This is a genomic window from Candidatus Chlorobium masyuteum (genome assembly GCF_011601315.1).
Taxonomy (GTDB): Bacteria; Bacteroidota; Chlorobiia; order Chlorobiales; family Chlorobiaceae; genus Chlorobium; species Chlorobium masyuteum.
Genome location: NZ_JAAORA010000003.1, coordinates 52,528 through 75,602, shown reverse-complemented (window position 1 = coordinate 75,602; position 23,075 = coordinate 52,528). Strand labels below are relative to the sequence as shown.

At 48.2% G+C, this 23,075-nt stretch carries 17 protein-coding genes; 8 read left to right on the top strand and 9 right to left on the bottom strand.

The window, feature by feature from the left end; all coding sequences use genetic code 11:
• Window positions 1–24 precede the first annotated feature (24 nt).
• Together pgi and G9409_RS07070 are read right to left on the bottom strand one after the other, a co-directional pair.
• On the bottom strand, window positions 25–1,668 hold the full coding sequence (pgi, locus tag G9409_RS07075) for a glucose-6-phosphate isomerase (RefSeq protein WP_166808105.1): 1,644 nt from the start codon (window positions 1,666–1,668) through the stop codon (window positions 25–27).
• A 57-nt stretch (window positions 1,669–1,725) separates the two neighbouring features.
• The gene (locus G9409_RS07070; protein ID WP_166808104.1) at window positions 1,726–2,139 is read right to left on the bottom strand and encodes an ATP-binding protein; all 414 of its coding nucleotides are present in this window, start codon (window positions 2,137–2,139) and stop codon (window positions 1,726–1,728) included.
• Between the two features lie 260 nt (window positions 2,140–2,399).
• Between G9409_RS07070 and G9409_RS07065 the strand changes: the two genes are divergently transcribed.
• A complete protein-coding gene (locus tag G9409_RS07065) occupies window positions 2,400–3,074 on the top strand; it encodes a TorF family putative porin (protein WP_166808103.1) in 675 nt (224 codons plus the stop codon).
• A gap of 100 nt (window positions 3,075–3,174) precedes the next feature.
• On the opposite strand, the gene G9409_RS07060 is transcribed toward G9409_RS07065, so the two are convergent.
• Window positions 3,175–4,308 (bottom strand): GNAT family N-acetyltransferase, encoded by a 1,134-nt coding sequence (locus tag G9409_RS07060; RefSeq protein ID WP_166808102.1) that lies wholly within the window; start codon window positions 4,306–4,308, stop codon window positions 3,175–3,177.
• Window positions 4,309–4,326: 18 nt separating this feature from the next.
• Window positions 4,327–5,385, bottom strand: coding sequence for a 3-deoxy-7-phosphoheptulonate synthase (locus G9409_RS07055; RefSeq protein ID WP_166808101.1), 1,059 nt, complete (start codon window positions 5,383–5,385; stop codon window positions 4,327–4,329).
• A gap of 280 nt (window positions 5,386–5,665) precedes the next feature.
• Here G9409_RS07055 and serA point away from each other — a divergent pair, with 280 nt between their 5' ends.
• Window positions 5,666–7,246, top strand: coding sequence for a phosphoglycerate dehydrogenase (gene serA / locus G9409_RS07050; protein ID WP_166808100.1), 1,581 nt, complete (start codon window positions 5,666–5,668; stop codon window positions 7,244–7,246).
• A gap of 97 nt (window positions 7,247–7,343) precedes the next feature.
• Here the strand turns inward: serA and G9409_RS07045 are convergent, their stop codons facing one another.
• The 4 genes from G9409_RS07045 to mscL all read right to left on the bottom strand — a co-directional run bounded on the left by G9409_RS07045 (window position 7,344) and on the right by mscL (window position 11,932).
• Window positions 7,344–8,528 (bottom strand): ArsA family ATPase, encoded by a 1,185-nt coding sequence (locus G9409_RS07045; RefSeq protein ID WP_166808099.1) that lies wholly within the window; start codon window positions 8,526–8,528, stop codon window positions 7,344–7,346.
• Between the two features lie 179 nt (window positions 8,529–8,707).
• Window positions 8,708–10,363: a lytic transglycosylase domain-containing protein gene (locus G9409_RS07040; protein WP_328700121.1), complete on the bottom strand. Its 1,656-nt coding sequence runs from the start codon at window positions 10,361–10,363 to the stop codon at window positions 8,708–8,710.
• 379 nt (window positions 10,364–10,742) lie between these two features.
• Window positions 10,743–11,477, bottom strand: a complete 735-nt coding sequence (gene truA, locus G9409_RS07035) for a tRNA pseudouridine(38-40) synthase TruA (RefSeq protein WP_166808098.1) — start codon at window positions 11,475–11,477, stop codon at window positions 10,743–10,745.
• Window positions 11,474–11,932: a large-conductance mechanosensitive channel protein MscL gene (mscL, locus tag G9409_RS07030; RefSeq protein WP_166808097.1), complete on the bottom strand. Its 459-nt coding sequence runs from the start codon at window positions 11,930–11,932 to the stop codon at window positions 11,474–11,476. The genes truA and mscL overlap by 4 nt, the downstream gene beginning before the upstream one ends.
• Before the next feature lie 227 nt (window positions 11,933–12,159).
• On the opposite strand from mscL, the gene G9409_RS07025 reads away from it, so the two are divergent.
• The 5 genes from G9409_RS07025 (at window position 12,160) to G9409_RS07005 (ending at window position 20,780) form a co-directional block, all read left to right on the top strand.
• Window positions 12,160–14,073: an alpha-amylase family glycosyl hydrolase gene (locus tag G9409_RS07025; protein WP_166808096.1), complete on the top strand. Its 1,914-nt coding sequence runs from the start codon at window positions 12,160–12,162 to the stop codon at window positions 14,071–14,073.
• 65 nt (window positions 14,074–14,138) lie between these two features.
• Complete coding sequence (locus G9409_RS07020; protein WP_166808095.1) at window positions 14,139–15,050, top strand: carbohydrate kinase family protein; 912 nt, start codon at window positions 14,139–14,141, stop codon at window positions 15,048–15,050.
• A gap of 133 nt (window positions 15,051–15,183) precedes the next feature.
• On the top strand, window positions 15,184–16,947 hold the full coding sequence (locus G9409_RS07015) for a sodium:solute symporter family protein (protein WP_166808094.1): 1,764 nt from the start codon (window positions 15,184–15,186) through the stop codon (window positions 16,945–16,947).
• A gap of 5 nt (window positions 16,948–16,952) precedes the next feature.
• Entirely contained in the window at window positions 16,953–17,531 is a 579-nt protein-coding gene (locus tag G9409_RS07010) for a Maf family protein (RefSeq protein ID WP_166808093.1), read from the top strand.
• A gap of 252 nt (window positions 17,532–17,783) precedes the next feature.
• Window positions 17,784–20,780 carry a chemotaxis protein CheB gene (locus G9409_RS07005; RefSeq protein ID WP_166808092.1) on the top strand — a complete coding sequence of 999 codons (2,997 nt, stop codon included), beginning with the start codon at window positions 17,784–17,786 and terminating at the stop codon, window positions 20,778–20,780.
• Window positions 20,781–20,906: 126 nt separating this feature from the next.
• On the opposite strand, the gene G9409_RS07000 is transcribed toward G9409_RS07005, so the two are convergent.
• Window positions 20,907–21,887 (bottom strand): transposase, encoded by a 981-nt coding sequence (locus tag G9409_RS07000; protein WP_166808091.1) that lies wholly within the window; start codon window positions 21,885–21,887, stop codon window positions 20,907–20,909.
• 191 nt (window positions 21,888–22,078) lie between these two features.
• Between G9409_RS07000 and miaA the strand changes: the two genes are divergently transcribed.
• A complete protein-coding gene (miaA, locus tag G9409_RS06995; protein ID WP_166808090.1) occupies window positions 22,079–23,029 on the top strand; it encodes a tRNA (adenosine(37)-N6)-dimethylallyltransferase MiaA in 951 nt (316 codons plus the stop codon).
• Window positions 23,030–23,075 lie beyond the last annotated feature (46 nt).

The following is a 23,075-nucleotide window of genomic DNA, read 5'->3' as shown; positions in this document are numbered from 1 at the left end:
AGGATGAAAAACAAATGCAGGTTATTATTTCCTCCTCGCCTCCCGATAGGCATTGATCAGCGCATTGGTTGAACAGTCATGAGCGGTAACCGTTTGCGTTCCCTGAATTTCCGGATAGATCGCTTTTGCAAGCTGTTTGCCGAGCTCAACACCCCATTGATCAAAGGAGTTGATATCCCAGATCACACCCTGAACAAAGACCTTGTGCTCATACATGGCGATGAGCTTGCCAAGATTGAATGGCGTGAGTTCATTGAGGAGAATGGTGTTGGTCGGCCTGTTACCCTGAAAAACCTTGTGCGGAAGCAGCGCTTCAAGAGCGGAAGGCTCCATTCCCGCAGCCTCAAGCTCAAGACGGACCTCCTCGGCGGTTTTACCTTTCATAAGCGCTTCGGTCTGGGCAAAGCAGTTGGAGAGCAGAATATCATGATGCTCCCCTGCCGGATTCTGACTTGTAAGCGGCACAATAAAATCTGCAGGAATAAATCCGGTTCCCTGGTGCAGAAGCTGGAAAAAAGCGTGCTGGGAGTTGGTACCGGGCTCACCCCAGATCACCGGTCCGGTCGCATAATCTACGGTGTTACCATCCCTGTTGACCCTCTTGCCGTTACTCTCCATATCAAGCTGCTGGAGATAGGCCGGAAAGCGGTGAAGATACTGGTCATAGGGAATGACTGCGTGTGAGGAGACACCGAAAAAGTTATTGTACCAGATGCCGAGCAGTGCGAGCAGAACAGGGATATTATGCTCAAGCGGTTCGTTCTGAAAATGCTCATCCATCGCCCAGGCTCCCTGAAGGAGCTCTTCAAATCGCTCAAAACCGAGATAGAGCGCAATAGAGAGGCCGATGGAAGACCAGAGGGAGTAGCGCCCCCCTACCCAGTCCCAGAATCTGAACATGTTGGCCTCATCAATTCCAAACTCGATAACCTTTGCCCTGTTGGTCGATACGGCGGCAAAATGCCTTGCAATATGCGATTCACTGACGGCACACCTTAAAAACCACTCACGGGCACTCAGGGCATTGGTAAGTGTCTCCTGTGTTGTAAAGGTTTTGGAGGCAATAATAAACAGGGTTGTTTCCGGATCGAGTTTTTTCAGGGTTTCGGTGATATGGGTGCCATCAATGTTGGAAACAAAATGCACCTGAAGTCCTCCATGAGCAAAGGGGCGAAGTGCCTCTGTGACCATACAGGGACCGAGATCGGAGCCTCCGATACCGATATTGACCACATCGGTCAGTACTTTACCGGTATAACCCTTCCAGGTTCCTGATATAATCCGCTCACAGAACCCTTTCATCTGCAAAAGGACATCGGCAATCTCATCTGACAGATTGAGACCCTCAACTTCAAGTGCATATCCTGAAGGCCTGCGAAGAGCCGTATGGAGCACCGCACGATTTTCGGTTGAGTTAATAGCCTTGCCTTCAAACATCGCGCGCCGTTTTGCTTCCACTCCTGCATGGCGAGCAAGTTCAACCAGCAGCTCCATGGTGCGCGGGGTTATCCGGTTCTTTGAATAGTCAAGAAGCAGTTCCCCGCAACTGAGAGAAAATCGTTCAAACCGCTGAGAGTCGTTCCGGAACAACTCCCTCATGTGCATTCTTTCTGTTTCATGCTGGTGTGAGGCGAGGGCACTCCATGCAGCGCTTCGTGACAGGTCCATGACAGGTAGTTTATTTGTTATAGAATAAAGGCTTGAAAAGAAGGGCCAGTTACAGAATCAATAGGGAATATAACGCAACATCAGGGTTGATCCATCCCGGCTGCGCTCGAGATTGATGCTTTCTGCAATACTTTTGATAATATATACCCCCCGACCGGAGAGTTGAAAGCGATTATGAGGATCGAGAGGATCCGGAAGTTCTTCAGGATTGAATCCCTCTCCGCAATCCTTTATGGTTGCAAGAAGCATATCCCCTTCGGTGCGGAGTGAACATGATACGGAAAGTTCATCACGCTCCAGATTTCCATGTTTGACAGCATTGATAAACGCCTCTTTCAGAGAGAGCTGCAGGTCGTCCGAAAATTGAGCACTATACCCTTTTGATGCGGCAAAAGATGCTATGAAATCGTGAAGAGCACTGTATTGGCTATCTCTTCCGGTGAGCACTATCTCATGTCGGTAAACAGGCATGATTAATTCAGGAGAGCGTGTGAAACGGCGTCAGGTGCGACATGAACACCATAAAAACGGGAACAAAGAGCCATAAACGTAATATTCTTAGTCATGTGCAGTGTATTAGTTAATAATTTATTACTAATTTGTAATATTTAGTTAAATTATTATATTTAATTAATGCGGATGAACAAGAGCAGGTGCCTTTTTATTTCAAGAGTCGAAAATAAGAATTGATTCCGCAAACAACACACAAAAACATAACAAGGAGTTCATCAATGAAAAAAACAGCAAAATTATTAACGCTCGCTGTTGCAATTTTTGCAGGCTCGGTCGGAACAGCCCAGGCTGAAGGGTTTAAAGTAGGCGCTGATGTCGTGAGCAGCTATGTATGGAGAGGCGGAGAGCTTGGTAACTCACCTGCTATCCAGCCGGCACTCTCCTACACACTTCCCGGAAGCGGTATTGTAGTAGGTGGATGGGGATCATATGCCATTTCACAGGATGCTGGAACCCGATACAAGGAAGTTGACCTTTTTGCTACCATTCCGGTCGGACCGCTCAGCTTTACGGTAACCGATTACTATACATCAACGGCCACCAGCAGGTCATTTGACTTCACCAATGACGGTCCGAATATTGTTGAGCTCAGCGTTGCCTATGCAAAAGAGAATGTCTCCCTTCTTGCCGCAATCAACGTAGCAGGCAACAATACCGGAGCCAACAAAAACGCCAAATACTGTGAAGCCGGCTACAAGTTCTATGACAAGGATGGCTACACAGCCAAAGGTGTTGTAGGTCTTGGCGATGAGGATGTGTATGGTGACAAGCAGGGCGACAAAATCGCTGTTGTCAACACCGGCGTATCGGTTTCCAAAGACCGCTACACCGCATCTTACATCTACAATCCTGATACGGAAGCTTCACACCTTGTCTTTATGGCATCGTTCTGAAGATGATTACTGTCTGAGTTTTGTGCTCTCAGGCAATACAAACGAAAAGAGACCGTCAAAAGCGGTCTCTTTTCGTTTGTATACAATTAAAAGGCGATGATCAAATATCGGCTTCGTAGATGATATACTCCTTGTAGGGTTTGCCTCCGATCACCTTGGCCAGTTTGCTCATGGCTTCATTGCACTTGAGAACCCAGCTCATTTCACTGGCAAAGACACCATGTTTGCCTCCGTAATCGGCAATATGAGTGTTCAGGATGCTGTCTACACCTTTTTTTCGATATTCAGGCAGCACACCCATGGTTATGGTACGGACCATGGTGATTTTACGGCTGTACCAGAGATATTTAAGAAGGCCGAAGGGAGAGAATGGGTTTCCGTTGACATGCCTGAGCGCCTGGTTGACATCCGGAAGAGAGAGGGAAAAGCCGACCGTGCGTTTGTTTCGATCTTCGACAAAGTAGATATAGTGAGGATTCGCAAGCGGTTTCAGACTTTTTGCGAGGCAATCGAACTCTTTTGTGGTCATGGGCACAAAGCCCCAGTTACTCTCCCAGGCTCGGTTGTAGATCTCTCTGATTCGTTCAATCTCGCCATCAAAATCCTTCATATTCAAAATCCGTATCGAGAGCCCCTCCTTTTTCATGACATGCTCCGAGATGCGGCGAAGACGTTCAATATCAATTATTTTCTGGTCGATATACCAGGCAAGAAGCTCCTGGCCGACACGGTGACCATAGTTTTTGGTCAGCTCATTGTAGTAGGGTGGATTGTAGAGCATGAGAAAAACCGGCGGACTGTCGTAACCTTTTGTCAGCATGCCGCACTGGTCGTTCATGGAGGGACTGACAGGTCCGCGCATCGCATTGAGACCTTTCTTCTTCAGCCATGCCGCAGCAGCATCAAAAAGGGCATCGGCAACCTTCTGGTCATTGACCGATTCAAAAAAACCCCAGAACCCGACCTTGTCGCCGTGAAACTCGTTATGCCGGCGGTTTTCAACTGCCGCAATTGTACCAGCCATAACGCCATCCCTCCATGCCGTAAACATGGCAAGATCGGCATGTTCATAGAGGGGGAACTTCCCGGTATCGAGCGTTTTCATATAATCGTCAATGACCGGGGGAACCCAGTATTTATTGAGTTCAGGATCATTCCGATAGATCTGCCAAGCAAATTTGATGAACTCCTTGCGCTCTCTTTTGTTGCTGACCTGTCGAATCTCAATAGCCATAAACCCTCTCGTTATGAATTAATGCTTCCCGGCAAGCGTGCGCATAACCGCAGCACCCTCCCGGAGCATCCGTTCGGTCTCTTCCCATGAAATACACTCATCGGTAATGGAGACTCCGTAGCGGAGTTTTCCCGGCTCTTCAGGAAACGGCTGGTTACCCGCACAGATGTTGCTCTCGATCATAACACCGATAATACTCCTGTTCCCTTCGCTTTTCTGCTTGAGAACATCCTCCCAGACCTTAAGCTGCTGTTCATGTTTTTTGCCTGAATTGGCATGGCTGCAGTCCACCAGCAGTGACTGTTCAAGGCCTGCCTTTGCAATCCAGGACTCGGCAAGAGCAATGCTTTTTGCATCATAATTGGGTTTGTCGCCCCCCCGAAGCACAAGATGACCGAAAGGATTTCCCTTAGTCGTTATAACACTGCTGTATCCGTCAGGGTCAATGCCAAGAAAACTGTGCGGGTGCATTGCTGAACGGATCGCATCAACAGCCACATTGATACGGCCATCAGTAGAGTTTTTGAAGCCGACAGGCATTGAGAGCCCACTGGCCATCTGCCGGTGGGTCTGCGACTCGATAGTTCTTGCTCCGATGGCTGCCCAGCTTACAACATCGGCAACATACTGGGGCGATATGGGATCAAGAAACTCCGTCGCTGCCGGAAGACCCATCTGATTGATTTCAAGCAGGAGTTTGCGGGCGTAAAAAAGACCGTGTTCAATATCGTAGGTATCATCAAGATGAGGATCGTTGATAAACCCTTTCCACCCGACTGTGGTGCGCGGCTTTTCAAAGTAAACCCGCATCAGGATACAGAGATCATCCTTGAGTTCGATCCTCAAAGCAGCAAGTTTGCGGGCATACTCAAGAGCAGAGTCCATATCATGTATGGAACAGGGCCCGACAATAATGAGCATCCGTCTGTCCTTGCCGGTCAATATATTTTCAACTTCACGGCGACCGTTAACGATAGTTCCGGCGGCCTTCTCATCAACAGGTAACTTCTCCTTGAACTCCCTCGGTGAAGAGAGGCGAATAATTCGTGAAACCCTTAAATCATGTAACTGTTCCATCAGCTTTACAACAATAGTATCGTCATTAAAATTCACTGGATGCAAGATAAAAAAAACCTTTATATATAATCAGTATCGAATCCTATAAATTCCGGACAAGAGCGCTGCAAGTTGAAGAGGGTAATTGAATGCAACCGTGATATACGGAAAAGAGAGACAATATTTCCTGATTCTTATCGTCCTAAAAAAATATATTATACTCGTAAAGAGATGCGGGAGTAAAATCTGAATGCAACGCCTGCACTCATAACATAACGGGCAATCCTAATCATTCAAGAACATGAAAGTACTGATCACTGACGGTATTGATTCTCAATGCGCTCAAATCCTTAAACAGAACGGTTTTGACGTTACCGAAAAACCAAAAATAAGCAAAGAGGAGCTCAAGGAGATCATCGGCGACTTTGACAAGCTGATCGTCAGAAGTGCAACAAAGGTAACAAGCGAAATTATCGAGGCGGGAAAAAAACTGCAACTTATCGGCAGGGCCGGAGCAGGTGTTGACAATATTGATATTGAGGCCGCCACCCGGAACGGCATCATTGTTATGAACACTCCGGGAGGCAATACGATTTCCGCTGCTGAACATACATGTGCCATGATGCTTTCTGCTGCACGCCTTATTCCCCAGGCTACAGCTGACCTGAAACTGGGCAACTGGAACAAAACCAAATTCACAGGGGTGGAACTTGAGGGAAAAACCCTCTCGATTATCGGCCTCGGCAAAATTGGCCGCGAAGTTGCCAGCCGTATGCAGGCGTTCGGCATGAAAACGATTGCCTATGATCCGATGATCCCCGATGAATTTGCCGCACATCTTAACATAGAGCTCCTGCCGCTCCACGAAAATTTTATTCGGGCTGATTTTATCACTATCCACTCCTCACTCAACGAGTCCACCCGCAATCTCATTTCTGAAGGGACCTTTGAGCTCATGAAACAGGGTGTGATTATTGTCAACTGTGCCAGAGGCGGAATAATCAATGAAGCTGATCTGGCTGAAGCCATAGAGTCCGGAAAGGTGGGAGCCGCCGCGCTTGATGTCTTTGAAACCGAACCGGTAAGAGCTGATAATCCCCTTCTGAAGCTTGAGCGCGTTATTGCCACTCCCCACATTGCAGCATCCACCAATGAAGCGCAGGAAAAAGTTGCTGTACAGATAGCCGAACAGATTGTTGAATGGAAACGACGAGGCAAACTTGAAGGAGCAGTCAATGCTTCCGCCGTAGAACTTGCCCAGGCTCCCGGTGTTAGTGCATATCTGGCTCTCGCCGAAAAACTTGGCGCCACACTTGCCCAGCTTGCTCCGTCACAAGCCAATAAAATGACGGTATTTACTTCCGGCGAGTTTCTGCATAAATTCAATGAAGTCATTACAGCGGCTGCATTGAAAGGATTTCTTGATGTCCGTCAGTCAAAAGACACCAACTATATCAATGCATTCACGATGGCCAAAGAGTGCGGTATAGGACTGGAGCAGAAGTTTGAAAAGGAAAACCCTGATTATACCAACCTTATCCGCATAGAACTTGAAAACGGAAGTGAAAAACGCATGATTGGCGGTACCGTTTTTGGCGACAAGGAGATCCGGATTGTCATGATTGATCAGTTTCTTGTCGAGTTCAAGCCGGAAGGCCACATTATCATCTACAATAATATCGACAAACCCGGCGTTATCGCCCATGTTACCCAGCTTCTGCTTCAGCATAACCTGAATGTCGCCTATGTAGCACTATCAAGGGACGAGGAGAAAAAGGTTGCCATGACGGCAATTGTTGTTGATGGCGAGGTATCTGATTCGCTACTCGAAGCCGTAAGCAGTGTCAACGGCGTATCAAGCGCTAATCTTGTTTTACTCTGAAGTGATCAGCTTATTAACGGTCAACAAAAAACCTGCCGGCTGGCAGGTTTTTTGTTTTTTTCAAACGTGCAGATCAGTTATTACCTGAGGGAGCAATTCAGCCCTTTGTGAAATCAATACTGAGCCACTTGTCTTCGTATGATGCTCCGGTTGACTCCATGCCGGCAAGGAAGATAGGCAGTGCAACAATCTTCTGGTAATCGCCGATGCGGATAGTCAAATCATCGCCGAGTTTGAGGATTTTCGGTTCAAGACCCATGTTCTCCATAAACGGCAGTCTGACACGAACCTTGTAGTGGCCGTCCGAAACCTTTTTGATATCAATCGGGTTCTCGGTGAAAAACACATCCAGCGGATTCTGGTCGGCATAGACCTTTTCGCCTACCCTGCGGAGCATTGCCAGACCGACAACCTCATCATCAAACAAGGGTACTTCAGCAATAGGAATCGGAGCAAATGCTTCGGTGATCTGCTCAATATATTTCTGCTGAATACCGCGCCATTTCTGGAAGTATGGATCAGGGCTCTGATCCGGCATAACACGGTTGATGGTGATGCGGTCAACCGTAATACCGTAAAGGTTAAGATAGGTAAGCGCACGCATCGACTCCTTGATAACCATCTTCTCGGGGTTCATGACAAGACGCATGGTTGTTTTGGTGCCATCAGCAAGCAGGTCAATAATACCTTCCGTTGAAGAGAAGAGATTGTCGACCTTGTCATAAACCTCTTCGGGAGCCACAAAGTCATCAATTTTCTTGATCTTCTTTGAAAGAGGACGAAGCACCGGTTTGACCATGAATTTCTCGACGTTGCGAATCATCTTGATAAACCAGCCGAATGTTTCAGGCAGGGAGAGAAGTCGCAGCGTCTCTCCGGTAGGGGCACAGTCAACAACAAGAAGATCGTACTCATTCTGTTCATTATAACGCTTGATATAGGAGAGTGAAAAGAGCTCTTCCATACCTGGCAGCACGCCCATCTCTTCTGCATAGACGCCTTCAATTCCACGGGCTTCCATCAGATGAGCAAAGTGCTCTCTGACTACATCCCAGTTCAGATTGAGATCACCAAAAACACTGACCTCCTGACCCCAAAGATTCTCGGCAATTTTAACAGGTGAAGGTCCAAGCTGTACATCGAGCGAGTCACCAAGACTGTGAGCCGGATCGGTAGACATGATCAGGGTTTTGTACCCCATGTCTGCGGCTCTAAGAGCTGTTGCTGCAGCAATCGAGGTTTTTCCAACACCACCCTTTCCGGTAAAAATGATATTACGCATACGTTTTAATGATTCTCATTAAAGAATTATTGAATAAAGCAGTTTCTGCCAAACATTATTCTCCCTCAGTCGAGCAATCCGAAAAGGCTAAAGATAAAAAAATCTTATGTAATCGCACAGGTTTAAAGCCCATAATTATCGATGCAATAAAATAAATAACACAATTTCAGAAGCTGCACTCAACGCTTTTTCCTGCGTTTGGAAGAGGCTTTTTTTACCGCTTTCGACTTTTTGCTTTTTTGGACTTTCTCAATCCTTGTTCGCCTGGAGCTATGGCGGGCCGGATTTGAAACTACCGCCTGAGCCTCCCTCTCAACCTTTATCTGTTGGCCTGGAGTAATACGGCCACCTTTCAATCTGTTCAATTCACTGATTCGCTCAACAGTTATTCCATACTTTCTGGAAATAGAAGAGAGCGTCTCCCCTTTTTTGACCTTGTGACGCAACGTTATTTTCTTTTGCGTTGAGGTCTTTACTGAAGAGCTCCCGGAATTGTCATTCACGGATACCGTGCTGTTGTCATTACCTCCGAAAACGACAAGCTTCTGGCCGGGAGTAACATCAGCATCTTTCAGACTGTTCCATACGATAAGCTGACTGATATAGGTCCGGTAGAGTCTTGCTATTGATCCGAGGCTTTCGCCCTGCTGAACAATATGAGTCTTCTCTGTCTTTCCGGTTGTGCTGTTACGGGAATTGATACCTGCATTAAGACTTTCAACCCTGGCAAGCAGTTGTTCGCGCTCAATTGTTTTCGGCGACTTGTAGGCATAGATCTCCTGCTCCCTGCGCTGAAACTGGGAAATATATTTTCTCGGAAGACGGAGCACATTGCCGGTACCGTCAGAGGGGATGATACCAAGCTTGTACTGTGGATTAAGAAACTGGAGATCGCGCATCGGAACCCCTATGGTCTCATTGATCTGATCAAAGGAGAGCATGCGTGAAGTTCTGAGGGTATCAATATCCTTATAGAGAAAACCCGGCTCGACAGGGCGGATATTGTGCTCATTGTAATAACTCATGATGTAGTTCACCGCAATAAATGCCGGAACATACCCTCTGGTTTCAGCCGGCAGATAATCCCATATAGCCCAGTAGTTCTTGACGCCACCAGCCCGTCTGATAGCCTTGTTGACATTTCCGGGGCCGGAATTATAGGCCGCAAGCGCAAGGAACCAGTCTCCATAGATGTTATGCAGATCCCGGAGATGACGGCATGCAGCAATGGTGGCTTTTTCAGGGTCATACCGGTCTTCGATAAATGAGGATGACTGCAGGCCGTACATTCTTCCAGTACCGTACATAAACTGCCACAACCCTTTCGCTCCGGCTGAAGAGACCGCGGTCGGATTAAGAGCGGACTCGACAATGGCGAGATACTTCATCTCAAGCGGAACATTGTAGGCATCAAGTTTTTCCTCAAAGAGAGGGAAGTAGATCTTGGTCAGACCAAGAATTTTTCCGGTCATGTTACGGCGGTCAACGGCATAGATTCTTATAAAGCCGCGTACATGTTCATTATAGACAAGATTAAAAGGGGTTTTACGGGCAAGGGCCGAAATTCTGGCGGCATAGACGGAGTCGCTGTACTGGGGCACAAAATTGGCAGGAAAAGCGAATTTTTCCGTCTCCCTGGTTGAGCGGGAAAAGTACTCATCCTTGAAGTAGGTTGCCGTAACAAGACTGTCAAGAATATCCGAAACAGATGACTTTCTGAACACGGCCCGGTCGCTCGAGAGAGGATCAACAGCAAAAACCGGAAGAACCGGCAACTGCAAAACCAGTACAGTCAGTAACACCTTGAAGATCTTGTAATAGAAGCTGATTTTCACAAGCGGTACGTTCTTTAGAGGGGGGAATACTAAAAGATCAATACTTGTTAGGCAAAAATCTTTCTTGAAAAGATAACATAAAAACAGTTCAGGACTAATACAAGGGAGCGCCGTTAATTGTCAACCAGAGAGAGCACTCTGTCCTCTTTTGTCATCCCGAACTGAAAGGAGTAATCTGATTTTTGTAAAAAGAGATGTCTCACGTTGTTCGACATGACAGAATAAAAAGATTGTCCACGAAATGGTGCAGGGGCAAACCTGCGTGTTTGCCCTGCTGAATAGCGGGTAAAGGTTGCCAATACTCTTCGTCATTGCTGTCCCTGACGTCATTCAGGTCCTTTTTCATTTTAAAAGAGAGATAGCTCACTTCGTTCGAGCTTCAGTAGGTTACTCTCCAGAGAAAGAGTCCCGAGGGAGAAGCAGGATTAAGCTGTGTCGTCATAACCCCTGTTTCAAGCATCCTTTTGAACTCCTCGGCGCTGAGTGTTCCTTTTCCGGCCCGGAGCATCCCGTCAACAAGATATCGAACCATACTGCGCAGAAACCGGTTGGCTGAAATACTCAGGACAAGGAAGTGCTGATATCGATACCACTGACAGGCAGTAACCGTACAGAGTCGTCCGGGACTATCCCGGTCCTCCCTCGAAAATGCTGAAAAATCGTGAACACCCAGAACCGAGCGTGCAACCTGCTGCATCACGGCAAGATCAGGTGTCCCGAACGAACAACCGGAAAATCTGCCGTATATCGCCGATGGCTCTGCTATCAGAAAATATCGGTAGTGACGCACCCTGGCGCTGTGGCGGGCATGAAATTCCTGCGGCATCTCAAGAGGATCACTGATCCGGATGGTATCGGGCAACAGTGCATTGAGCGAGTGGACCATTCTTGAGATATCCATCGGTGATGCGGTCGAAAAGTTTGCAATCTGTGCTCTGGCATGCACACCCTTGTCTGTTCTTCCGGCAGCGGCCAGAGAGATCTTCTCCTGCAGAATCATCCTGAGTGCCGACTCTATCTCACCCTGAACGGTTACACACCCCTTGCGGTTCTGTCGCTGCCACCCGGAGTAGGGTGTGCCATCATACTCAACGGTGATCCTTATGTTCTTCATATCTGGGATGTGCAGCCGGGGCAGCGGGTCGCCTTAAGGGAGACGCTGCTCAGGCAGTATGGACACTCTTTTGTGGAGGGTGCAGGAGGAGGAGCCGCCGCCGGCGTTTTCTCCATCCGTCGAAGGGTGTTGATGGCCTTGACAAGCAGAAAGACGGCAAATGCCATAATCAGAAAACTTATCACCGAATTCAGGAACACGCCGTAGTTGATGGTGACGGCTCCGGCCGCTTTTGCATCAAGCAGGGCTGAATAGGGGCCCGCCTTGGCACCCTCTTTCAGGACGATGTAGAGGTTTGAAAAGTCCACGCCGCCAAGCAGCAGGCCGAGAGGAGGCATCAGAACCTCGGATACGAGGGTTGTAACAATTGAGCCGAAGGCGCCGCCGACAATGATGCCGACCGCCATATCAACAACATTTCCCTTTACAGCAAACTCTTTAAATTCTTTCAGCATAATATGCAATCCGGTAGAAGTTTGATTGATGTCGTGATTCCGGTCTCCGTTTCCGGATAAAATAACATTCTTTACAACCCGCCGAAAGAACAAACCCTCTTAAATCCATAGACCCTGAAACCCTGAAGCGAGCGGCACCTCTGCTGTTATGCAGGGATGATTATCTTTAGTACATTCCTCTTCATAAACCGTTAATTTCTCCTTTTTCCTGCTTAAAATATAATACGTTGCAAACAACTTACCTTTCACTGCTTTTTCAGGCACTGGAAAACCTGCCTGATCCGTTACCCGGAACCACCTACAGGGTTCCAGCCATCTGGACCGGAGATGAAACCGGAACACAGCAGGTCAATCCCGCTAGATACTTCGCCAGCATAATCAATGAGATTCTGAAAAACCACGACCATGCCGGGTACGATCACGCCGGGAGTTCGTGGCGGTCGGAAGCTGTAGTCTATAACCTTTTTGTCCGCCTTGCGGCCGCATTTGATCATAACGGCGATGGCCGGATAGAAGCCGATGCTCTTGATTGCGGTTTCCGGGAGACCGGAACCCTTCTTAAAGCTATTGCTCTCCTCCCCTATATCAAAAAGCTTGGCGCCAATACGGTCTATCTTCTCCCGCTGACTGAAATAGGATCAGCCTGCAAAAAAGGGTCGCTTGGATCGCCTTATGCCATAAAAAATCCGCGCAAGCTCGACTCCCTGCTCACCGAGCCTGCACTCGGCCTCTCAGCGGAAGTGCTGCTCAAGGCTTTTGTAGAAGCAGCTCATCTGCTTGATATACGGGTTGTTCTCGAATTCGTTTTCAGAACAACATCAGTTGACAGCAGCTGGATTCAGAAGCATCCGGAGTGGTTCTACTGGCTTCGTGATGATGAAAGCACCGCTCACTACGGGCCTCCTGGTTTTGATCCTGATACACTCGGAAAAATTTACAGTCAGATAGAGCGCCATGATATGCAAAACCTCCCCGCTCCATCCTCTGAGTATCGTGACAAGTTCGTTTCCCAGCCGGTTACCGTTACCAGAAATGATGGCGGACTTCACGGAAGCACTGCGGATGGTTCGCCATGCAAAGTGGCTACGGCTTTCTCCGACTGGCCCCCTGACGACAAGCAACCGCCATGGAGTGATGTCACCTATCTGAAAATGCACACCCACGAAGCCTTCAACTACATCGCCTATAACACTATAAGGATGTACGACAGTGCACTCGACAATCCGGAAACCTTCAATACCGCGCTGTGGGATGAGATAGCTGATATTATTCCATCCTTCCAGGAGAGCTACAATATCGACGGTGCCATGATCGATATGGGTCATGCCCTGCCATCGCTCCTGAAAAGGACCATTGTCAGAAAAGCCCGTGAAAAAAGAGCGGATTTTGCATTCTGGGATGAGAATTTTGATCCATCGCCCTCAATACGGGAAGAGGGATTCGATGCGGTCTTCGGTTCACTTCCGTTTGTGATCCATGATATTGTCTTTATCCGGGGACTTTTAAACTACCTGAACAAAACCGGAGTGGCACTCCCCTTTTTCGGCACCGGAGAGAATCACAACACCCCGCGTGTCTGCTTCCGTTATCCCCGTCAGGAGGCCGGACGAAACTTTTCGATGTTTATCTTTACGCTCACGGCGGTTCTGCCGGCCATACCATTTCTGCAGTCAGGTATGGAACTGTGCGAATGGTATCCGGTAAATCTCGGCCTTAATTTCACCGACGAAGACCGCGAGCTCTATCCGCCGGAAAAACTCCCCCTTTTCAGTCCCTTCAGCTATGACTGGGAAGGCGGCAACGGCCTTAAGCCCCTCAACAGCTATATCGCAAAGATTCTCTCCATCCGCAGCCGATTTCTTGATCTTGTACTCTCGGGAGAACCGGGGTCAATGACCATCCCCTATGTCAGTGAACCGGAGCTTTTTGCCGTCATGAGAAGTTCAGGTGCTCAATCGCTGCTCTTTGTCGGCAACAGCAATCTTTACGAAGAGCGAAGAGGCACCCTTGAGTTCAGCATGCAAAACAGCACCCTGACAGAGCTGATCGGAGGCGAGACGCATTCGATATGCGAGCACAAACTTGAGATCAGCTGTAAACCGGGAGCGTGTATGCTTTTTGAACTTCCTGATACGCAATGAGTTACAGAAAAGTTGCAAAAATAGTATCTTGCGTCATTTTCCATAAACCAAACTCTCTTTAAACTATGTCTATTCTCATTGTCGGTTCTCTTGCCTTTGATGACATCGAAACCCCCTTCGGGCGTTCGGACAACACCCTTGGCGGATCATCAACCTATATTGCCCTGTCGGCAAGCTACTTTACCGACAAGGTAGAGATGGTCGGTGTTGTCGGCTCCGACTTTGAACAGAAGCATTTTGATCTCCTCCATTCAAAAAACATCGACACCAAAGGAGTCCAGAAGGTCGAAAACGGAAAGACCTTCCGCTGGGCCGGACGTTACCATTACGATATGAACACCCGCGATACGCTCGACACCCAGTTGAATGTCTTTGCGGATTTTGATCCCGTGGTTCCCCTTCAGTATCAGAATGCCGATTTTGTCTGTCTCGGCAACATCGATCCGGAGCTGCAGCTCAAGGTTCTTGACCAGATAAGCAAGCCGAAGCTTGTCATCCTTGATACCATGAACTTCTGGATTGAGGGAAAACCTGCCGAACTTAAAAAAACGCTTGAACGTGTCGATATCTTCATCCTCAACGACAGTGAAGCCCGACTCCTGAGCGGTGACCCGAATCTGGTAAGATCAGCAAGAATCATTCGCAACATGGGCCCCAAAACCCTGATCATCAAAAAAGGTGAACATGGTGCACTGCTCTTTACCGACAGCGGGATTTTTGCAGCACCGGCATTCCCTCTTGAGTCCATTTTTGACCCTACCGGTGCCGGAGATACCTTTGCGGGCGGCTTTATCGGCCACCTGGCACGCTGCGAAACAATCAATGATCTGGAGATGCGCAAGGCGGTGCTTTACGGCAGTTCAATGGCAAGCTTCTGTGTTGAAAAATTCGGTACCGAAAAAATTGCAGCGCTTGATCTGCTTGAAATCGAGGATCGCTATCAGAGCTTCCTTGAACTTTCAAGGACCGACAACTGACGGTGAGCGGGAAATATTCATCACGGTGACGACAAGACAGGCAGGAGAACAAAGGGCGCCTCTGAATCATAAGAGGTGCCCTTTGATTGTCAAGGAAGGCCTCCCCCGAAAACAGTTTAATAGTACCTGAACTATGGAACAGCTCAATCTGCTCGATTATGGGTTTATCCTCGGATACCTTCTCCTGACCCTTGTTATCGGTCTCTGGTTCTCGAAACGGGCCTCGGAGAATGTTGACGAGTTTTTTCTTTCCGGACGCCAGCTCCCCTGGTGGATCGCCGGTACCGGTATGGTTGCGACCACCTTTGCGGCTGACACCCCGCTTGCTGTTGCCGGATTTGTTGCAAAAAACGGCATTGCCGGCAACTGGGTCTGGTGGACCTTTGTTTCCGGAGGAATGCTGACGGTCTTCTTTTTTGCCCGGCTCTGGCGACGAGCAGAGATCCTGACCGACCTTGAGTTCATCGAGCTTCGCTACAGCGGCAGAGCTGCACGCTTTCTTCGTGGATTCAAGGCGGTCTATTTCGGCCTCTTTATCAATGCGGTTATCATCGGCTGGGTGAACCTGGCCATGTTCAAGATCATCCGGATCATGCTCCCCGAGCTTAATCCGGAGTGGGCAATTGTGGCCCTTGTTGTACTGACCACCTTCTATTCAGGACTTTCCGGGCTATGGGGTGTATCCATTACCGATGCCGTGCAGTTTGTAATCGCCATGGCAGGCTGTATTATTCTTGCGGTTCTTGCCGTCAACTCCCCGGCTGTTGTCTCGGCCGGAGGCCTGACCAAAGCTCTGCCTTCGTGGATGTTTGACTTTTTCCCCTCATTCAGTCCGGCAGGTACCGATCGGTCGGTAACCGGAGCTGCCGCCCTCACCTTCGCCTCTTTTGCCGCCATGGCATTTGTGCAGTGGTGGTCATCCTGGTACCCGGGGGCTGAGCCCGGCGGCGGCGGTTACATTGCCCAGCGCATGATGAGCGCCAAAAACGAGAAACATTCGCTGCTTGCCACGCTCTGGTTTACCGTAGCCCACTACTGCCTGCGGCCATGGCCCTGGATTATTGTCGGTCTGGCAAGTCTGGTGATGTTTCCGGATCTCCCCATGAACCAGAAGGAGGATGGATTTGTCTATGTGATGAAAGCTGTTCTTCCTCCCGGACTGAAAGGGCTCCTGATTGCGGCCTTTCTTGCTGCCTACATGTCTACACTCTCGACCCATCTGAACTGGGGCACGAGCTATCTCATCAACGACTTCTACAAGCGGTTTCTTAAAACCGACGGAGATGAACGGCACTATGTCAATATTTCAAAAATAACCACCTTTCTGACGGCTGCTTTTGCCCTCTACATCACCTTCTTTGTGCTTGAAACCATTACCGGGGCCTGGGAGTTCATAATCCAGTGCGGAGCCGGAACAGGCTTTGTGCTTATTCTCCGCTGGTTCTGGTGGCGCCTCAACGCATGGTCGGAAATCACCTCTATGGTTGTTCCTTTTATCGTGTTTGGCTGCATCAATTTCTTTACCACAATCACCTTCCCCTTTTCGATTTTCATTATCGTTGCCATTACCATTGCCGCAACCCTTGTCGTAACCTATTTGACAAAACCGACAGAACAGGCACAGCTCGAAACATTCTACAGAACCACAAGGGTCGGCGGTCTGCTCTGGAAAAAGGTTTCCGTTAACCTTCCTGATGTCGAGTCCGATAAAGGGTTTGTCATGCTCTTTGCCGACTGGGCTCTCGGCATTATTATGATCTACGCCATTCTCTTCGGCACGGGCAGAGTGATTTTCGGTGACCTCGTTCAGGGAGTGCTCTTCCTTGGCGGCGGTCTTGTTGCCGGAGCACTCATTTTTGCCGACCTGAATCGCAGGGGCTGGAACAATCTCAACTGAATACCATGTATCAACCCCGATTGATCCTTGCGTCGCAGTCTCCGCGTCGCAAGGATATACTCTCGCTGATTCAGCTTCCGTTTGAAACACTCGCGGTTGATACCGAAGAGAGTCTCGATCCCTCACTTTCGATTGAAGAGAACGTCACCTTGATAGCTCTCAGAAAAGCAGAGACCGCTGCTTGCATGATAGAGAAAACCGGGCAAAGAGCAGTGATTCTGGCGGCTGATACCGTAGTGGCCAAGGGTAACCGCATCTATGGTAAACCTGCAGATTTCGATGATGCATTCGGGATGCTTAAAACGCTCCAGAACCGTGCACACCGGGTCTATACCGGCTTCGTTCTGCTTTCGGGCGACAGATCGCACACCGAGTGCGTCACAACTACCGTTGAGTTTGAGCCGATGAGCGAGCGGGAGATCACCCGCTACCTGCTCTCTCTCCAGCCTTACGACAAGGCCGGATCCTATGGCATACAGGATCCCCTGATGGCCTGTCATATAAAACGCATTGAGGGGTGCTACTACAACGTCGTCGGTCTTCCCCTCTCAAGGGTCTTCAAGGCGCTCAAAGCGTTTTTGTAAACCTGCATAACCTCCCCCGCATTATTACCGGCCGCATGACACCATGGATTATTTCGAAAAAAAACCTTATGGTCAGAAGAGCATCAGAATGAAGGGCTGACGCCACGGTCATAAACAGTGCCTTTAGAAGAAGTGTTACATCATTATATTGGTGTTGATCAACTCCTGACTTATGCTGTCAGGAACTCACGCCTTCAAGAATAGTTATCTGCAGGATTCAGGCTACCATCATTCACGTTCAAGGTCTCTATCATGAAAAAACAGTCCTCAGCAAGGCAAAAAGAAATTAAGCACAGTGAAATAGTGCTCAAAGAGACATCACCTATACCATTTCCTGTGATCGGTCTTGGATCTTCTGCCGGAGGACTCGAAGCGCTTGAACTGTTTATGAAAAATGTTCCGGACTCTTCTGGGATGGCTTTTGTGATTGTTCAGCATCTTGACCCTACCCATAAGGGAATTATGGCGGAACTGCTGCAGCGTGTCACACCGATGCCGGTTATGCAAGTTACTGACCAACTTATAATCAAGCCTGATCACATCTATCTCATTCCCCCAAACAAGAATATGACGATATTGCACGGAGTTCTGCATCTTCTTGATATGATAAAACCAAGAGGGTTGCGACTGCCGATTGACTTTTTTTTCCGTTCCATGGCCGATGATCTGCATCAGCACTCCATCGGGGTTATCCTTTCAGGAATGGGTTCAGACGGCTCTTTCGGCCTGCGAGCAATCAAGGAGAAAGGAGGGGCTGCTTTTGTGCAGGATCCTGCATCTGCAAAGTTTGATGGAATGCCAAGAAGCGCAATCGATCAGGGACTTGCCGATGTTATTGCCCCGGCTGAAATGCTTCCGGAAAAAATCATTACCTATCTCAAACATGCACAGATAAACGTCCACCAGACAAACAGCCTTGAAGACTCTTCACTGAGTGCATTGGCAAAGGTCATTATTCTGCTTCGATCACAAACCGGGCATGATTTTTCACTCTATAAAAAAAACACCATCTATCGCCGTATTGAGAGGCGGATGAGCATTCATCAGATTGAAAAAATCTCCTCTTATGTCAAGTATCTCCAGGAGAATCCCCATGAAATCGAGCTGCTTTTCAAGGAACTTCTGATTGGCGTGACAAACTTTTTCCGCGATCCGTCAGCCTGGGAGGTCCTGGAAAAACGGGCAATTCCTTCCCTGATCGCCACCAGGCCATCAGGCGCTCTTTTACGCGCCTGGGTTGCCGGTTGTTCAACCGGTGAAGAGGCCTACACCCTTGCGATTCTCTTCCGGGAGGTTATTGATACCATAAAACCAGCCGGAAATTTCAAACTCCAGATTTTTGCTACCGACCTTGACAAGGATGCTATCGACAAGGCCAGGGCAGGAGTCTACCCGTCAAATATTGTGGCTGACCTTACAGCGGAACGCATCAAGCGCTATTTCGAAAAAGATGACCATGGTTACAAAATCAAGCGGGAGATCCGCGAAACCATTGTGTTTGCTCCCCATAACGTCATAATGGATCCGCCCTTTACCAAGATCGATATTTTTATCTGTCGCAATCTGCTGATATACCTTGAGCAGGAACTCCAGAAAAAGCTCCTGCCGCTCTTTCATTACTGCCTTAACAGTGGCGGCATCCTCTTTCTTGGCAGTGCCGAAACCATAGGGGCCAATAGCGATCTGTTTGAAACTGTTGACGGCAAGGCACGTATATTTCGCCATATTCATCAACACAGGCGAACAGTCCCGATTGATTTCCCCTCATCGTTAAGCCTCTTTCCGCCACCCGCACGCGATATTACTCCTGTGCAACATCTAACAGCAACATCCGAGCTCAATCTGAAGGCAGTAACCGATCAACTGCTCCTTGATAACTACACCCCGGCAGCAGTTCTCACCAATGAAAACGGTGACATTATCTATATCAGCGGCCATACCGGCAAGTACCTTGAACCGGCAGCAGGAAAAGCAAATCTGAATGTCTTTGCCATGGCCAGGGATGGTATCCGTTATGACCTGAATATTCTTTTCGGTCATGCGCTGCATCAAAAAGGAGAGATAACCAAAAAGGGCTTGACTGTCGGAACCAACGGAGGGACACAGATTGTTGATTTGAGTGTACAACTGCTTGAACAACCCGAAACATTGAGCGGGCTTGTCATGATTGTTTTTACCGACAGCACCAAAGCCGTTTCGGGCACAGCATCAGGTGAGGCTTTTGCGGAGTATTCCGAAGACAGCCGGATTGCACTGCTTGAAAATGAACTGCAAGAGGCAAAGGATGAGATTCTGAGCATTCGCGAACAGATGCAAACCTCACAGGAGGAGCTCAAATCAACGAATGAAGAGATGCAATCTGCCAATGAGGAGTTGCAGAGCACAAACGAGGAGCTGAATACTTCCAAGGAGGAGATGCAATCGCTCAACGAGGAGCTGCAGACAGTCAACCATGAACTGCAGTCAAAGGTAAGCGATTTTACGCAGACCAATAATGACATGAAAAACCTCCTCAACAGCACCGATATTGCGACACTCTTTCTCGATGATGAGCTCAACATTCGCCGTTTTACCAACCGTACAGCCACTATAATCAAACTGATTCCTGCTGACATCGGACGTGCCATAACCGATATAGCAACCGACCTGTATTACCCGACGCTGGAGAGCGATGCACGCGAAGTGCTTCATTCTCTTGTGATGAGCGAAAAAAATGTGCCTGCATCCAATGAGCGATGGTTTAAGGTCAAGATCATGCCTTACCGGACACTCGATAATCGCATTGACGGACTGGTGATTACCTTTAACGACATCTCCATCTCCATGAGGCTTGAAGAGCAACTGCAGGAGACAGAGTCGAGTTTTCGTTTTTTGATTGATACCATGCAGGTTGGCGCCCTGATTCATGACGCTCTCGGAACAGTTATCATGATCAATCGTGAGGCCCACCGTATTTTCGGGGTCTCCAATGAAGAGATCAAGGGTAAAGTGCTGGATCAACTGCCCCTTAAATTTGTCCGGAGTGACGGCACCGATTTCCCTCTGGATCAACGCCCGTCACATGTGGCATTGCAGACCGGCAAACCTGTCCGAGATGTTGTTGTGGGCATAATGGGACATAGCGACAACAAATTCAGATGGATCAAGGCGAGTTGCTTTCCCCGCATACGAAAAACAGGTGAAAAACCGGATATGATCTACACCACTTTTCTGGAAATCGCCGAACCGGCAAAACCTGTTACCGAATAAAATCTTCATACCGCAGGCCGTTCATGAATCAATACAAACCTGATTCTGATAATTTTTCAGAGATACGCGCCAGAGCCGAAGCCGGTGTGAAAATAAATCAGAAAAATGCGAGGGGACGTTCATGATTTACTGTACTTTATTACCCGGACGCCTGAATATCTGATTCACTGCCGATGCTGAAATTCCCAGCAGTTTTGCAGCATCGGCATAGGACATCCCCATTTCCTTTACTAACAGAACAGCAAGCTCTTTTCTCACTTGTGTAATCTTTCGCTGTTTGCTCCCCGCCTGTAAAACTTGTAATAAAATACCAGCCGCATCACATCTGTTCTGCAATAATTCCATTGCATCATCATTGCTTGATGAGACCGGCACCCGAGCTTTAATATTCTCTTCCGCCTCATCAAGTATCTCCTTTACAAACGGCCCGCGTCCAAGGATCCGCTCATCGCTGAACTGTTTTTCTCCCCGTTGTTTCAGCGAAAGCACTTCCGACCATCCGCCAACAGAGCGAACCAGACCGCCTCCCGTCAGATGAGGTTGCTTGCCCAAGCTACTTTGTTCCATGATATATTCCTGATAAGCTTGTAGAGCCAAACTTTCTTTCAGGCTGAAATATCGCAGCACCGTATCACGATCCTGCCATATATTTTTTATTCGATTCATAACAACTGCATGACCACTCCAGGGATAGCTGTTCATTTCATCGATAGAGTTAACCAAACCGGCTCTGAACGGGTTAAGATGGATATAGCTGACCAGTTTGAGAAAGTAGACCTCTTCCTCACAGATTATAGATTTATAACGGTTCTGAAATAAATATCCGTGCCTCTTATGACGACGGTTAAACCATATTGCATAACCGGTCAGAAGCTTCCTCATAAAAAATGATAACCCCGATTCACTGCTTTTCAATAAAATATGAGCATGGTTGTTCAGCAACGACCATGCATATATTTTTGTGCCTGTGGCAATGGCATGCAGGCCTATGCGTGTCACAAATTCATGACGATCATCATCATCAATCACAATCCGTTTTCTCTCAATTCCCCTTACCATTACATGATGCAGGGTGCCTGGCGCATCAAGTCTTGCTCCTCGTGGCATAATGCGAAATTAAGTTACTTTTATCAGGATTATTATACTTTATTTACACGTCTCTTCCCAAAAAAGAAGAGAGGAAATACAGAAAATCATGAACGTCCCCTCCTCTTGGTTTGAGCAGGTTTCGCATATTCGGATTATCTTCTATTTTTCCTCATCACACTGACATTACTGATCTTTTGTATCCGTCAATCATGCCTTCAGAAGCCACAGAACAATCTGTCATTGTTATTCTCGGACCAACGGCTTCCGGTAAATCCGCGCTGGCCCTTTCTGTGGCAAGGAAAATCGGTGCAGAGATCATCTCGGCTGATTCACGCCAGATCTATCGTGAACTCGATATAGGATCAGCAAAGCCTTCCCGGGATGTACTTCGGGAGGTAAAACATCATTTTATTGACGAAAAGAGTATTGGAGAGCCCTTCACTGCCGGTGATTTTGCCGCTGAAGCTGTTCAGCGTATACAGGATATTCACAAGCGAGGTAAAGAGGCGATTGTTGCCGGTGGTTCGACGCTCTATCTGGAAGGGTTGCTTGAAGGGTTTGCAGACCTCCCTGCTGCTGATCCTGTAATCAGGCAAAGACTTATGGAGGAAATGCAGAGAGAGGGCAAAGAGGCTCTTTTTGAGCGGTTGCGACAGCTTGACCCCGAACAGGCCGCAACTCTTGATGCAACCAAGAGCCAGAGGCTCATCCGCAGCCTGGAGATAATTGAAATCACAGGCAGGCCTGTTACAGCATTACAGGCGGAGAACAACAAGCGTCAACCCTCAATCAGCTATACTTCCGTCGCCCTTTCCATGCCACGGGAACGGCTCTATGAGCGAATAAACCGCCGGACTGATGAGATGATTGAAGCAGGCCTTTGCAATGAGGCTGAAATGCTCTATCATAGGTATCACGAATTGCTTGAGTGCGGCAAAACATCTGCACTGCAATCGGTGGGATATCAGGAACTTTTTCAATACTTTCAGGGGAAGATTGCATTGCCTGCCGCAATCACGCTCATAAAGCAGCACAGTCGTAATTATGCAAAACGGCAGTTGACTTTTTTTAAAAATAGGCTTAACGTTAACTGGATAACTGCTCCAGAGAGTAATGATGAGCTTGAGGTTCTTGCCAACCGGCTGTCAGGAACACTATAACCAGAAATAGTATGCCGGTTATTATCACCAACCCCTGTTCGGCGGG